The sequence below is a fragment of the Pseudomonas sp. MPDS genome (assembly GCF_013283895.1).
Taxonomy (GTDB): Bacteria; Pseudomonadota; Gammaproteobacteria; order Pseudomonadales; family Pseudomonadaceae; genus Aquipseudomonas; species Aquipseudomonas rhizophila.
On sequence record NZ_CP054128.1, the window covers coordinates 5902839 to 5916448 of the forward strand.

Annotated in this window: 14 protein-coding genes; all 14 read left to right on the top strand. The window is 63.9% G+C overall.

The genetic code is table 11. The annotated features are described in order from the left end of the window. Window positions 1-296: 296 nt before the first annotated feature. The 14 genes from HQ912_RS26200 (at window position 297) to HQ912_RS26265 (ending at window position 13605) form a co-directional block, all read left to right on the top strand. A complete protein-coding gene (locus HQ912_RS26200) occupies window positions 297-1016 on the top strand; it encodes a beta-ketoacyl synthase chain length factor (RefSeq protein WP_047226187.1) in 720 nt (239 codons plus the stop codon). Beyond that, complete coding sequence (locus HQ912_RS26205) at window positions 992-1801, top strand: lysophospholipid acyltransferase family protein (RefSeq protein ID WP_047225936.1); 810 nt, start codon at window positions 992-994, stop codon at window positions 1799-1801. The genes HQ912_RS26200 and HQ912_RS26205 overlap by 25 nt, the downstream gene beginning before the upstream one ends. Further along, a complete protein-coding gene (locus tag HQ912_RS26210) occupies window positions 1782-2042 on the top strand; it encodes a phosphopantetheine-binding protein (protein WP_047225937.1) in 261 nt (86 codons plus the stop codon). The genes HQ912_RS26205 and HQ912_RS26210 overlap by 20 nt, the downstream gene beginning before the upstream one ends. 9 nt (window positions 2043-2051) lie before the next feature. Beyond that, a complete protein-coding gene (locus HQ912_RS26215) occupies window positions 2052-2306 on the top strand; it encodes an acyl carrier protein (RefSeq protein ID WP_030140951.1) in 255 nt (84 codons plus the stop codon). After that, on the top strand, window positions 2303-2848 hold the full coding sequence (locus HQ912_RS26220; protein ID WP_047225938.1) for a membrane protein: 546 nt from the start codon (window positions 2303-2305) through the stop codon (window positions 2846-2848). Before HQ912_RS26215 ends, HQ912_RS26220 begins: the two co-directional genes overlap by 4 nt. Next, a complete protein-coding gene (locus tag HQ912_RS26225; RefSeq protein ID WP_107321424.1) occupies window positions 2845-4524 on the top strand; it encodes an AMP-binding protein in 1680 nt (559 codons plus the stop codon). The genes HQ912_RS26220 and HQ912_RS26225 overlap by 4 nt, the downstream gene beginning before the upstream one ends. A 161-nt stretch (window positions 4525-4685) precedes the next feature. After that, the gene (locus tag HQ912_RS26230) at window positions 4686-5420 is read left to right on the top strand and encodes a glycosyltransferase family 2 protein (RefSeq protein ID WP_047225940.1); all 735 of its coding nucleotides are present in this window, start codon (window positions 4686-4688) and stop codon (window positions 5418-5420) included. Beyond that, window positions 5417-6361, top strand: coding sequence for a glycosyl transferase (locus tag HQ912_RS26235; protein ID WP_047225941.1), 945 nt, complete (start codon window positions 5417-5419; stop codon window positions 6359-6361). Before HQ912_RS26230 ends, HQ912_RS26235 begins: the two co-directional genes overlap by 4 nt. Continuing rightward, window positions 6342-7886 (top strand): histidine ammonia-lyase, encoded by a 1545-nt coding sequence (gene hutH, locus HQ912_RS26240; RefSeq protein WP_047225942.1) that lies wholly within the window; start codon window positions 6342-6344, stop codon window positions 7884-7886. The genes HQ912_RS26235 and hutH overlap by 20 nt, the downstream gene beginning before the upstream one ends. Continuing rightward, window positions 7879-8304 carry an acyl-CoA thioesterase gene (locus tag HQ912_RS26245; RefSeq protein ID WP_076382963.1) on the top strand — a complete coding sequence of 142 codons (426 nt, stop codon included), beginning with the start codon at window positions 7879-7881 and terminating at the stop codon, window positions 8302-8304. Before hutH ends, HQ912_RS26245 begins: the two co-directional genes overlap by 8 nt. Beyond that, entirely contained in the window at window positions 8301-8894 is a 594-nt protein-coding gene (locus tag HQ912_RS26250) for an outer membrane lipoprotein carrier protein LolA (RefSeq protein ID WP_047225944.1), read from the top strand. The genes HQ912_RS26245 and HQ912_RS26250 overlap by 4 nt, the downstream gene beginning before the upstream one ends. Beyond that, complete coding sequence (locus tag HQ912_RS26255) at window positions 8878-11217, top strand: MMPL family transporter (protein WP_173407461.1); 2340 nt, start codon at window positions 8878-8880, stop codon at window positions 11215-11217. Before HQ912_RS26250 ends, HQ912_RS26255 begins: the two co-directional genes overlap by 17 nt. A gap of 8 nt (window positions 11218-11225) precedes the next feature. After that, complete coding sequence (locus HQ912_RS26260; protein WP_370695184.1) at window positions 11226-12371, top strand: sodium:proton antiporter; 1146 nt, start codon at window positions 11226-11228, stop codon at window positions 12369-12371. After that, window positions 12358-13605, top strand: a complete 1248-nt coding sequence (locus HQ912_RS26265; protein WP_047225947.1) for an NAD(P)/FAD-dependent oxidoreductase — start codon at window positions 12358-12360, stop codon at window positions 13603-13605. Before HQ912_RS26260 ends, HQ912_RS26265 begins: the two co-directional genes overlap by 14 nt. Window positions 13606-13610: the final 5 nt, after the last annotated feature.

Below are 13610 nucleotides of genomic sequence, written 5' to 3' on the forward strand. Positions count from 1 at the left end.
TTCGCTGCGGATGGACTACGACGCCGGAGGTTTTTTCCACCCCTGAAGCATCAACTTGGCGCGAGAGTGACAGAAACGTCCGACAGACATACTCGTCATAATCGCGACAATGGCTCTTGTCTGCGCCTGGACGAACGAACCGGTACATTTCGCTGAGCAAAATGTAACCAGCATTTGCTACAAGCCAACCGCACCCTGATAATGCGCGCCACTTGGGTCGCAAGACCATGCAGGGTTGGACGCGGGTCAAACCACTGAACCGTGACAATAAAAGCCCGCAGGGGTGGGGTGTATTTGTGATCAATTTCAACATCGCCCAATGGCGCGCGTGGGCCCCTGGGCTCGAAAGCGTGGACGACTGGCAGGCATGGAGCCGACAGCCGGTCGTGTTGCCCGCCAGCGATGCCGCCCCTGACGTTTCGTTTCTGCCGGCCATGCAGCGCCGTCGCCTCAGTCGCCTGGCGCGGATGGCCTTCAGCGTGGGCTGGCCGCTGGCCGAAGGCCGGTCGAACCTGCCGTTGGTCTTTATTTCCCGTCACGGCGAAACCCCGCGTACTTTTGAGATTCTCAAGGACCTGGCAGCCAACCAACCGTTATCGCCGACTCAATTCAGCCTGTCGGTGCATAACGCCGTGATCGGCCTGTGGTCGATCCTGCGCGGCGAAACCAGCGAAATGACCGCCCTGGCGGCCACGGGCGACGGGCTGGAACACGGGATCCTGGAAGCCGTTGCGCTGCTGAACGAGGGAGCGGCGGCGGTGCTGCTGGTGATCACCGAAGAGCAGCCGCCCCAGGTCTACGCTCCCTGGGTCAACGATGTGCCCTTCCCCTATGCAGTGGGCTTGCTGTTGACTCCAGGCGACGATTGGCAACTGGACCTGTCCACCCAGGCCGATCAAAGGCCCGCCAGCGACTGGCCCCATGCCCTGGGTTTGTTGCGTACGCTGCTGAACAACCTATCCACCTGCCAACATGCCTGGAAGAATCGTGTATGGACCTGGCAACGCAACCGGTGAACGGCAAACATCGCGACGCCTACTACTGGCGCCTGATCGCGACTGCGGCAAGCTTCGTCCTGTTCGGGCTAGGCGGGCTGTGCCTGCGATTGCTGGTGTTTCCATTGCTGGCCTGGCTGCCCGGCGACGCCCAGGCCCACCGCCTGCGAGCCCGCCGCACTGTGGGGCGACTGTTCTGGTTCTTTATCCGTTTCATGGCCCGCACCGGCGTGCTCACCTATCAGATCGACGGCGCGGAGAAACTCGGTCGCCCCGGGCAAATGATCATCGCCAACCATCCGTCGCTGATCGACGTGGTGTTCCTGATCGGCCTGGTGCGCGACGCCAACTGCGTGGTCAAGCAGAGCCTGTGGGAAAACCCCTTCACCCGCGGCCCGCTGCGTTCGACCCAATACATCAGCAACGACGGCAGCATGGACATGCTTGATGCCGCCAGCGACGCCCTGCAGGACGGCCAGAGCCTGATCGTGTTCCCCGAAGGCACCCGTACTCGGCCAGGCCAACCACCGGCCTTTCATCGGGGCGCAGCGGCCATCGCGCTGCGAGGTGCGAAAATCCTCACTCCGGTGACCATCAAGGTCAGCCCCACCACTTTGACCAAGGCCGAACCCTGGTATCGCATCCCTCAGCGCCGCGTGCACTTCAGTTTCCACGTGGGGGCCGATATAGATCCACAGGCGTTCGCCGCGCTCGGCCCTGCGCCGCAGGCTTCGCGCAGGCTCAACGATTTTCTGCATCACTATTACATCAAGGAGCTCGCCGAAGATGAGCGATCTGCACCATGACATCAAACAGCTGATCATCGACGCCCTCGGCCTGGAGGACATCAGCACCGACGATATCGGCGACCATCAGACCCTGTTCGGCGAAGGCCTGGGCCTGGACTCGGTGGATGCCCTGGAGCTGGGCCTGGCGATCCAGAGGGAGTACGGGATCAAGATCGATGCCGACGCCAAGGACACCCGCAACCATTTCAGCAATGTGGCAAGCCTTGCGGCCTTCGTCACTGCAAATCGCGTAGCCTGAGACCGGACCATGCAAACTCGTGACGACATTTTCAATACCCTGCGCGATGCTCTGGTCGAGCTTTTCGAGCTGGACCCTGAGCGCGTAACGCTGGAGTCGAACCTGTACCAGGACCTGGAAATCGACAGCATCGACGCGGTCGACCTGATCGACCACATCAAGCGCCAGACCGGCAAGAAGATCGCCGCCGAAGAATTCAAGTCGGTGCGCACCGTCAACGACGTGGTCGAGGCGGTCTATCGACTGGTTCAACCGGCCGCATGACCCGGCTGATTGGCCTCGGCCTGCTGCTGGTGGGCCTGTTGTACCCCTTTGCGGTGTATTTCGGCATGGAGCATTTCGCCCCATGGCAGTTCGGCCTGCTGCTGGGTAGCCTGTGGCTGGCCCGGGCATTGCTCGGTAAAAGCGGGCCCGGCAGCCGCTGGATGGCGGTTACGGCAATTGCCTTCAGTGTTTTGCTCGCGCTGTTCGACAGCCCGCTCCTGCTGCGCTGGTATCCGGTGCTGATCAGCGCCTTCATGCTCGGGCTGTTCGCCCTGAGCCTGAAATACGGTCCGCCGATGGTCGAGCGCCTGGCGCGCCTGCGCGAACCGCAGCTACCGGCCAACGCGGTGGTGTATACCCGCCAGGTCACGGTGGTCTGGAGTGTGTTTTTCCTGTGTAACGGCTTGCTCGCCGCCGCCCTCACCCTCTGGGCGCCGCTGAGCTGGTGGATGTTGTACACCGGCCTGATTTCCTACGGATTGATGGGGCTGCTGTTTGCCATTGAATGGCTTATACGACAACGGGTAAGAGGCCGCCCATGAATTGGATAACACTTGAGCAGATGTTGCTCAGCGCCCAGCCGGACCGTGCTGTGGCCGTCGACCCGGCGCTGAGCCACTCGCAACTGCGGGACGCGGCGCTGGGCCTGGCCGCCGGTCTGCAGGCCCGCGGCGTACGGCGCATAGCGGTGCACCTGGAAGACGCCGCCGACCTGGCGGTGGCCCTGCTCGGTGCCTGGCGCGCCGGGGCCAGCGTCTTGCTCCCGGCCGACCTGCAAGCCCAGACCCGCCAGCGCTGGTCGGCGGACGTCGACCTGTGGTTGACCGATCAACCCACGGACATCCGTCTCGACGACCTGCGACAAGCCCCCCTTGAGGCCACTGAACTGGACCTCGATCAGTGCTGGCTGAGCCTGTGCACCTCAGGGTCAAGCGGCGAGCCCAAGCGCATCGAGAAAAATCTGCGTCAGTTGAGCAACGAAGTCCAGGCCCTGGAACAATTGTGGGGCACCGACCTGGGCCCGGCCTGCGTGATCGGCAGCGTCGCCACCCAGCACATCTATGGCCTGCTGTTTCGGGTGCTGTGGCCGCTGTGTGCCGGGCGTACATTCGTGCGCCGGCAACTGGCTTTTCCCGAAGACCTGCAACGCGCCAGCCGTCAGTACCCGGCTTTTGCCTGGGTCGCCAGCCCGGCCTTGCTCAAGCGCATGGGCGATAACCTCGACTGGCCAGCCTTGAGCTGCGTACGCCGGGTATTCTCCTCCGGTGGTGCCTTGCCGACCGAGGCCGCCCAAAGCCTGCACCAGCGGCTGGGGCAATGGCCGACGGAAATCTTTGGCAGTTCGGAAACCGGCGGCATCGCCTGGCGTCAGGGCGCAGGCTTATGGCAGCCCTTCGCCGACGTAAAGCTGAGCCAGGACAGTGACGGCGCCTTGCTGATCGCCTCGCCTTATCTGCCGGCCGGCCATGTGGAACACACCGCCGACGCGGCGCGGATCGCCGGGGATGGACGCTTCGAACTGCTCGGGCGGCTGGATCGCATCGTCAAGCTTGAAGAGAAACGCATCTCCCTGCCCATGCTGGAACAGGCGTTGATCGCCCACGACTGGGTCAGCGAAGCCCGACTGGGGGTGGTCCAGGAAAATCGCGCCTCCCTCGGGGCGCTGCTGGTGCTGAGCGAAAGCGGCCTGCACGCCTTGCGCAACCTGGGTCGACGCGCCGTGACCGAGGCCTTGCGCCGTCACTTGAGCGAACACTGCGAAACCCTCGCCTTGCCTCGGCGCTGGCGCTGGCTGCGGCAGTTGCCGCTCAACGCCCAAGGCAAGCTGCCCCAGGCCGAAGTCGAAGCCCTGCTGATGGCTGCGCGCCCCAAAGCCCCGCAAGTGCTCGAACAGGTCGAAACCGACGGGCAATGGAGCCTGCAACTGCTGGTGCCCCCGGACCTGGCGTATTTCAGCGGCCACTTTCCCACCGCACCGGTCCTCCCCGGCGTGGTGCAGGTCGACTGGGCCTTGAGCCTGGGCCGACAACTGATGGACCTGCCGCCGCGGTTCGTCGGCATGGAAGTGCTGAAGTTCCAGCAACTGATGCGCCCCGGCGATGAAATCCAACTGCACCTGCGTTTCGACCGCGAGCGCGGCAAGCTGTACTTCGCTTATCGCAATGACACGGCGGCCTGTTCGAGTGGGCGGATTGTCCTGGGGGTGGCCGATGATTGATTGCACCGCCCTCCTGTGGCGAGGGAGCTTGCTCCCGCTGGGCTGCGAAGCAGCCCCAAGTGTTTCAAATCGCCGGGCGAGTGCTGCGCACTCGAGCGGGAGCAAGCTCCCTCGCCACAATAAGCGCCCTGTTCACAATGGATCGGTGGAAGGCGCAAACCATGCATAACCCCTGCGCCGTCATCCCGGTCTACAACCACGAAACCGCCGTCGCGACCGTGGTGCAGGCACTGCTCGCCAACGGCTTGCCCTGCGTGCTGGTGGACGACGCCAGCAGCCCGGCCTGCGCGGCGGTATTGGAGCAGCTGGCCGAGGGCGAGCAGGTTCATCTGGTCAGGCTGGCGGTCAATCAAGGCAAGGGTGGCGCGGTGATGACCGGTCTGCGGGAAGCGTCGCGCCTGGGCTTCAGCCACGCCCTGCAGGTCGATGCCGACGGGCAACACGATCTTGGCGACGTAAGGAACTTCATCGAGCAATCCCGCGCTCACCCGGAGGCGGTGATCTGCGGTTATCCCCAATACGATGAGAGTGTGCCCAAAGGCCGCTTGTATGCACGCTACCTGACGCATGTCATGGTCTGGATCAACAGCCTGTCCCTGCAAATCCGCGACTCGATGTGCGGGTTTCGGGTCTACCCCCTGCCACCGGTCCTGACGCTGATCAATTCGGCGAACATTGGCAAGCGCATGGATTTCGACTCCGACATCCTGGTGCGCCTGGCCTGGCGCAATCAACCGATGCGCTGGTTGCGTACCCGGGTTCACTACCCCTTGGACGGGGTTTCGCACTTTCGCCTGTTCCACGACAACGTACTGATTTCCAGCATGCACACCCGGTTGTTCTTCGGCATGCTGGTGCGCTCCCCCCTGATTCTCTGGCGACGGTGGCGAACATGAGCCTTGAGACAGACAAGCAGCACTGGGCTGATCGCCAGGAGCGCGGCAGTTTCTGGCTGATGAAACTCACCGCGTTCGCCGCCAAGGTATTGGGCCGCCGCTTATTGAGCCCGCTGCTCTACGGCATCGTCCTGTACTTCTTCATTTTCGGCCGCAGCGCCCGACAGGCAGCCTGGCAATACCAACAGCGCCTGGCCGACTGGAGCGGCCGCACCGAGCTGCGCCCAAGCCATTGGCGAGTGTTCGGGCAGTTCATGGCGTTTGCCGACTCCCTGCTGGACAAGCTCGACGTCTGGAACGGCAAGCTGAGCCTGGAACAGATCGAAATCGTCGATCCGGCATTGCTGCGCAATCACTTGCGCGACGGCCGTGGGCAGATGCTGGTGGGCGCACACCTGGGCAACCTGGAAATGTGCCGGGCCCTGGCCGAGCTGGGCGAGAAAGTGACCATGAACGTGCTGGTGCACACCAAGCACGCCGAACAGTTCAATCGTTTGCTGGGGGAAGCCGGCGCCACGCATCTGCGGCTGATCCAGGTCAGCGAGCTGGACCCGGTGATCATGCTGCAACTGAGCGAACGCCTGGAACGCGGCGAGTGGCTGGCGATAGCCGGCGACCGCATACCGCTGCACGGCGCACGCACTGTGACCGTGGACTTCATGGGTCGCCCGGCGGCATTTCCCCAAGGGCCCTGGCTGCTGGCCGGGCTGCTCAAATGCCCGATCAACCTGCTGATGTGCCTCAAGCACGAGGGACGCTATCGGGTCACCCTCGAACCCTTCGCCGAGGCCGTGGTGTGGAAACGCAGCGACCGCGAGCAGGTCATCACCCATTGGGCCGGCCTCTACGCCCAGCGCCTGGCGCACTATTGCCTCCAGGCACCGCAACAGTGGTTCAACTTTTACCCTTTCTGGAAGACCGATGACGATGCCCACTCTTGAGCCGGTAACCTTCGGCGAACGCCCCTTGCGCATCGAGGACGTACTGGCCCTGGCCAATCGTCAGGTGCAGACGCGGTTGCAGGATGATCCGGCATTCCGCCAGCGCATCGCCAAGGGTGCGCAATTCCTCGACTCTTTGCTGGACAAGGAAGGCGTGATCTACGGCGTGACCACCGGTTACGGCGACTCCTGCGTGGTGGCCGTGCCGTTGCACCACGTCGAGGCCCTGCCCCGTCACTTGTATACGTTCCACGGTTGCGGCCTGGGCAAACTGCTGGACCCGCAGGCCACCCGCGCCGTGCTGGCCGCGCGTTTGCAGTCGCTGTGCCACGGCGTGTCCGGGGTGCGCGTGGAACTGCTGGAGCGGCTCCAGGCCTTTCTCGAACATGACATCCTGCCGCTGATTCCGGAAGAAGGCTCGGTGGGCGCCAGCGGGGACCTGACGCCCCTGTCTTACGTCGCCGCCACTCTCTCCGGCGAGCGGGAAGTGATGTTCGCTGGCGAACGCCGCCTGGCCGCCGACGTGCACCGCGAACTCGGTTGGACTCCGTTGGTGCTGCGGCCCAAGGAAGCCCTCGCGCTGATGAACGGCACCGCCGTGATGACCGGCCTGGCCTGCCTGGCCTTCGCCCGCGCCGACTACCTGTTGCAACTGGCAACCCGCATCACCGCGCTGAACGTGGTCGCGCTGCAAGGCAACCCGGAGCACTTCGACGAGCGCCTGTTCGCCGCCAAGCCGCATCCGGGGCAAATGCAAGTGGCCGCGTGGCTGCGCAAGGACCTGGCGATCGACGCCCCCACCGCGCCGCTGCATCGCCTGCAGGATCGCTACTCCCTGCGCTGCGCCCCCCACGTGCTTGGCGTGCTGGCCGACAGTCTGAACTGGCTGCGTTCATTCATCGAAATCGAGCTCAACAGCGCCAACGACAACCCGATCATCGACGCCGAAGCCGAGCGCGTACTGCACGGCGGACATTTCTACGGCGGGCATATCGCCTTTGCCATGGACAGCCTCAAGAACCTGGTGGCCAACGTCGCCGATCTGCTGGACCGCCAGCTCGCGCTATTGGTCGACGAACGCTACAACCACGGCTTGCCGAGCAACCTGTCCGGCGCCAGCGCCGAGCGAGCGATGCTCAACCATGGCTTCAAGGCGGTGCAGATCGGCACCAGCGCCTGGACCGCCGAAGCCTTGAAAAACACCATGCCGGCCAGCGTGTTCTCGCGCTCCACCGAATGCCACAACCAGGACAAAGTGAGCATGGGCACCATCGCTGCCCGGGATGCGATCCGCGTGCTGGAACTGACCGAACAAGTGGCCGCCGCGACGCTGCTGGCCGCCAACCAGGGCGTGTGGCTGCGCAGCCGTGCCGAAGATGCCCGACCGCTGCCGCCGGCCTTGGCCGACATGCACGAACAGCTGGCCGTGGATTTCCCGCCAGTCATCGAGGATCGCGCTCTGGAAGGCGAATTGCGCCTGTGCCTGCAACGCATCGCCGAACAACACTGGAGGCTGCATGCGTAGCCAAGGGGTGTTGCACGTCGAAACGCAGATCGTGGTGCCGTTTTTCGATGTCGATTCGATGAACGTGGTCTGGCATGGTCATTACGTCAAGTACCTGGAAGTGGCCCGCTGCGCCTTGCTCGACCTGATCGGCCACAACTACAACGACATGCTCGCATCCGGCTATGCGTGGCCGGTGATCGACCTGCAACTGCGCTACGTGCGCAGCGCCGTGTTCGGTCAGACCCTGACCGTGCGCGCCAGCCTGGTGGAATGGGAGAACCGCCTGAAGATCAATTACCTGATCAGCGACGCAGCCACGGGTGAACGTCTGACCCGCGCCAGCTCGGTGCAAGTGGCGGTGGACGTCGCGAGTCGCGAAATGCTGCTGGCCTCGCCGCGGGTCTTTGTCCAAGCCGTCGAGAGGAAACTACCGTGAAACGCCTGTTCATCTGGCTGCTGCTGTGGGGCCTGGCGCCCTTTGCCCAGGCGTTCGACTTGCAACAGTTGAGCGAACAACTGGCGCGCCCGGACGTGATCCACGGCCAGTTCATCCAGGAAAAACACCTGCGCGCCCTGCCCCAGCCGCTCACCAGCAAGGGCCGTTTCGTATTGGCAAAAAACCATGGCCTGCTGTGGCTGCTGCAAACCCCGCTGCAGCAGGATTACCGCATCACCCCCCTGGGAATCGCCCGGCGCGATGGCGGCACCTGGCAGACACTGCCGAACAAGAGTGCCGGCGCCGAGCAGAATCGTTTGTTCCTTGCGGTGTTACAGGGCGACAGCAGCGGCCTGCAACGGGACTTCGACCTCAGTCTGTCGGGCCAACCGCAGCAGTGGAAGCTCACCTTGACCCCGCGCTCGGTGCTGCTCAAACAAATCTTCAACCAGATCAACATCGATGGCGGCGAACTGGTGCAGCGTATCGAACTGCTGGAAACCCAGGGTGACCGTACCGTGCTGCGCATGCAAAACAGCACCAGCGCGAAAGCCTTGAGCGAAGCGGAGCAACATGACTTTGCCGAGTGAACACAAGCTGCCGCGACTGTTCCTGATTCTGCTGTTGGCGGTGATGGCGCTGGCCGGTTGGCAGTGGCGCAATGGCGCGCCGCTGTCGGCCAACCTCATGGAGCTGGTGCCCGGTACCGCTCCTGATGCGCTTGAACTCATCGCCGAACAACGCATGCAAGAACCCCTCAACCGCGAGGTGCTACTACTGGTCGGGCACACCGAGCGCCAACAGGCGATCGCTTTGGCGCAAACCCTTGGCGAGCAATGGCAGGCCAGCGGTTTGTTCGACAAGGTCCAGTGGACGTTGCAGGCCGACCTGCCGGCCTTGCGCGCGCAATTGCTCAAGGGGCGGCTGGCAATGCTCTCGGCCGCGGATCGGCAACAACTGATCGATCAGCCCCAGGCCTTCATCCAGCAACGGGTGCAGGCGCTCTTCGATCCGTTCAGCGGCTTCAGCCTGGTGCCGAGCCAGGACGACTGGCTGGGCCTGACCGGGCGCATCCAGAACAGCCAGCCCCAACGCGGTGCGATACAGCTGGACGTGGGCAGCGGCGCGCTGATTGCCGAAGCCGACGGCAAAAACTGGGTGATGCTGCGGGCCCGCACCCATGGCAACGCTTTCGACATGGACCTGCCGCTGCAAGTGGCCGACCTGCTGCAACGCAGCCGTGATCAGGCGGGCCTGGCCCAAGGGCAATTGCTGGCGGCCAGCGGCCTGCTGTACGCCGCCAGTGGCCAACAACAGGCTTCGCGGGAAATCACCTGGGTGGGCGGCGGGGCGACAATCGGCATTTTGCTGTTGCTGTTGCTGGCCTTCCGACGCTTGCGAGCATGGCTGGCATTCGTGCCGGTACTGGTGGGTATCCTGTTCGGCGCGGTGGCCTGCGTGGCGCTGTTCGGTCGCATGCATGTCATGACCCTGGTGCTGGGTTCCAGCCTGATCGGTGTGGCGGTGGATTATCCGCTGCACTACCTGTCCAAAAGCTGGAGCCTCAAACCGTGGCGCAGTTGGTCGGCCCTACGCCTGACCCTGCCGGGACTGAGCCTGAGCCTGGCGACCACCTGCATCGGCTACCTGGCCCTGGCCTGGACGCCGTTCCCGGCCCTGACCCAGATCGCGATCTTTTCCGCCGCCGGTTTGATCGGTGCTTACCTGACAGCGGTTTGTCTCTTGCCGGCACTGCTCAAGGGCGTGGACTTACACCCGGCCCAGTGGCCGCTGCGGCTGTGCGAACACCTGCTCAGGGCGCGCGAAGCGTTGCTGGCGCGGGTGCGAACACCGGTCTTGTTAGGGCTCTTGCTGATCTTCTGCGCCGGCGGCCTCTGGCAACTGACCACGAAAAACGACATTCGCCAATGGATCGGCACGCCTGAGCAGTTGACCGACGAAGCCCAGGCCATCGCCCGTATCACCGGCTTCCAACCCACCAGCCAATTCTTCCTGATCCGCGCCGATAATCAGTCACACCTGCTGGAACGTCAGACGGTGCTCAACGAGCGGCTGGAGCAGTTGATTGGCCTGGAGAAGCTGGAGGGCTACCTGTCGCTGAACCAACTGGTCAGCCCGCCCGCCGAACAGCAGAAAGTGCGTGACGCCCTGGCCCGGTTGCCGGCGTTCTGGCAACCGCTGCTGGACCTGGGAGTGCCGGTCGCCGCACTGCAAGCCGAACTGACGCAATTGCAGGCCTTGCCGGTGACCGACATCGATACCGCACTGGCCGGCCCCCTGGCCGAACCGTACCGCACACTCTGGCTCGGCCCGACGGCGGAGGGCGTGGCGGCGGTGGTCAGCCTGCAAGGCTTGAATGATGCAGCGCTGCTCAGGGTGCAGACGCTGGATCTGCCCGGCGTACAACTGGTCGATCGTCTGGGGGACCTGAACCGGGTCTTTGCCGCCACGCAAGTCAGCGCCGCCGAATTGAAACTGGCCTCCTGCGTGCTCATCTTGCTGTTATTGACCTGGCCGTTCGGTGTCGGCGGCGCCCTTCGCGTCGTCGCCCTGCCGTTGTTGGCGGCGCTGTGCAGCCTGGCGAGCCTCGGCTGGCTGGGCCAGCCACTGACCCTGTTCGGTCTGTTCGGTCTGTTGCTGGTCACCGCCATCGGTGTCGATTACGCGATCCTGATGCGCGAACAGATAGGCGGCGCCGCGGTGAGCCTGCTGGGCACCCTGCTGGCGGCAGTCACCACCTGGTTGTCGTTCGGCCTGTTGGCAGTTTCCAGCACGCCGGCGGTGAGCAACTTCGGCCTGGCGGTCAGCCTGGGGCTGGCCTTCAGTTTCATGCTGGCGCCGTGGGCCGGGCATCAGACCCACGCGGCAGCGGTTACGGAGCCGGCCCAGTGATCATCCTGATGTTCTGGCTCATGGCCCTGGGGCTGTTCGCGGTGGCGACAGTCATCGGTCGTCGCTTCGGACTGATCCCGATTGTCAGCCAACTGCTGTTTGCGACGCTTGGCCTGCCGTTGCTGATGTACTTCTGGATCGAACCAGGCTGGCAGCTCAACGGCGCGCAACTGGTGGCGCCGGTGTGGCTGAGCAATCTCTACAGCCTCGCCTTCGCCCTGTTGCTGGGGCACATCCTCAGCGACGTGATCGACCTGCGGCTGGACCGCCAGAGCGTGAAAGTCGCCCTGCCCAGCTTCGGCGTTCCATTCGCCTGCGGTTTGGCGACCGCGCTCTGGCTGCTGCCGCCCCAGCCCTGGATCAGTTCCCTGGCGGTGGGGCTGCTGTTTGCGATCACCGCCATTCCGGTGCTGTACCTGTACCTGCGTCACATCGACTACCCGCCCGCCGCCACACGGCGCCTGGTGCAAACCGCGATTCTGATCGACTTGATCTGCTGGAGCCTGTTCGCCCTGGCCCAAGGCAGCCTGCACCTGGCCAGCCTGTTGCTGCCGTTGGCCGGTGCCTGTGTGCCGCTGCTGTTGCGACTGCTTGGCCTGCGCCAGCCGCTGCTGCACAGCGGGATCTTTTTCGCCCTGCTGGTGGTGGCCGAACACTACCGGCTCAACGCGCTGATTGTCGGCATCGGCTATCTGCTGTGCATGGCCGCGCTCAAGGTGCCGCTGGTGTTGCCGCTCAACACGAACTGGATGCAAGGTTTGCAGACCTACCTGGCGATCCCGCTGATCCTCACCTTCGGCATCGTGCAGATCAACGTCCACAGCGCCCTGAGTCGCCTCGACTGGCTCCAGATCGGCGCATTGCTGCTGTTACCCATCGCCAGCAAACTGCTGGGCAACTGGCTGGGACTGGGCTGGGCCGGGGCCTCGTTCCCCGGCGCCAGTCGCTGGCGCGAAAGTGTCTTGCTGAATATTCGCGGCTTGAGTGAAATCGTGTTCCTCAACCTGCTGTTACAACAACAGCTCATCAGCCCGGCGGTGTACTTTGCGCTGATGCTGATGGGCCTGATCGCGACATTGCTGCCGGCCCTGGCCGGCTTCCACCGTATTCCCTCGATTGCCGTCCCGGCCAGGAGCTCCAGTGCCAACAGTTGAAATGGAACGTCGACAGGTCGTCGTCATCGGCGCAGGTCCCTCTGGCGCTATCGCCGCCGCGCTGCTCAAGCGCAAGGGCCACGATGTGCTAGTCATCGAGCGCCAGCATTTCCCACGGTTTTCCATCGGCGAAAGCCTGTTGTCCCATTGCCTGGACTTCGTCGAAGAGGCCGGCATGCTCGAGGCGGTGAATGCCGCCGGGTTTCAGCGCAAGAATGGCGCGGCGTTCGCCTGGGGCGAGCGCTACAGCGCCTTCGATTTCGGCGATACCTTCAGCAAAGGCAAGCCCACCACCTTCCAGGTGCAGCGCGCCGACTTCGACAAGCTGCTGGCCGATCAGGCGGCGTTGCAAGGTGTCGAGATCCGTTATGGACAGGCCATCACCGGCGCCGACTTCTCACTTGCCAAACCACAACTGGGCGTCCAGCGCGAAGACGGCAGCGCGTATCTCGTCGAGGCCGATTTCGTCCTCGACGCCAGCGGCTATGGCCGGGTCTTGCCACGCCTGCTGGACCTTGAGGCGCCCTCGAACTTTCCGCTGCGCCAGGCGGTGTTCACCCACATCGAAGATTGCATCGATGCCCCAACCTTCGACCGCGAAAAAATCCTTATCACCACTCACCCGACCCAACGCGATGTGTGGTTCTGGACCATCCCGTTCAGCGACGGGCGCTGTTCAGTCGGCGTGGTCGCGGCGGCGGAACATTTCGCCGGTCGCACTGACGATCTTGACGCTTGCCTGCGCGGCTTCATCGACGAAACGCCAAGCCTGGCCGGTGTACTCAGCAACGCGATATGGGACACCCCGGCGCGAACCATCGGCGGCTACTCGGCCAATGTCAAAACGCTGCATGGCCCAGGCTTCGCCCTGCTGGGCAACGCCGCGGAGTTCCTCGACCCGGTGTTCTCTTCCGGCGTGACCATCGCCATGCGCTCGGCCAGCATGGCCGCTGGGGTGCTGCATCGGCAGTTGCAAGGAGAAAGCGTGGACTGGCAAAGCGAATTCGCCGAGCCACTCAAACGTGGCGTCGACACCTTCCGCTGCTACGTCGAGGGCTGGTACGCCGGCACCTTCCAGGACGTGATTTTCTACACCGACGGCTCGCCAGACATTCGCCGCATGATCAGCGCGATCCTGGCCGGTTACGCCTGGGATGAGCGCAATCCGTTCGTTAGCGAACCCAAGCGGCGCCTGCGCATGCTGTCGGAAATCTGTGCGAGCCCGGCACCATGAGAAAG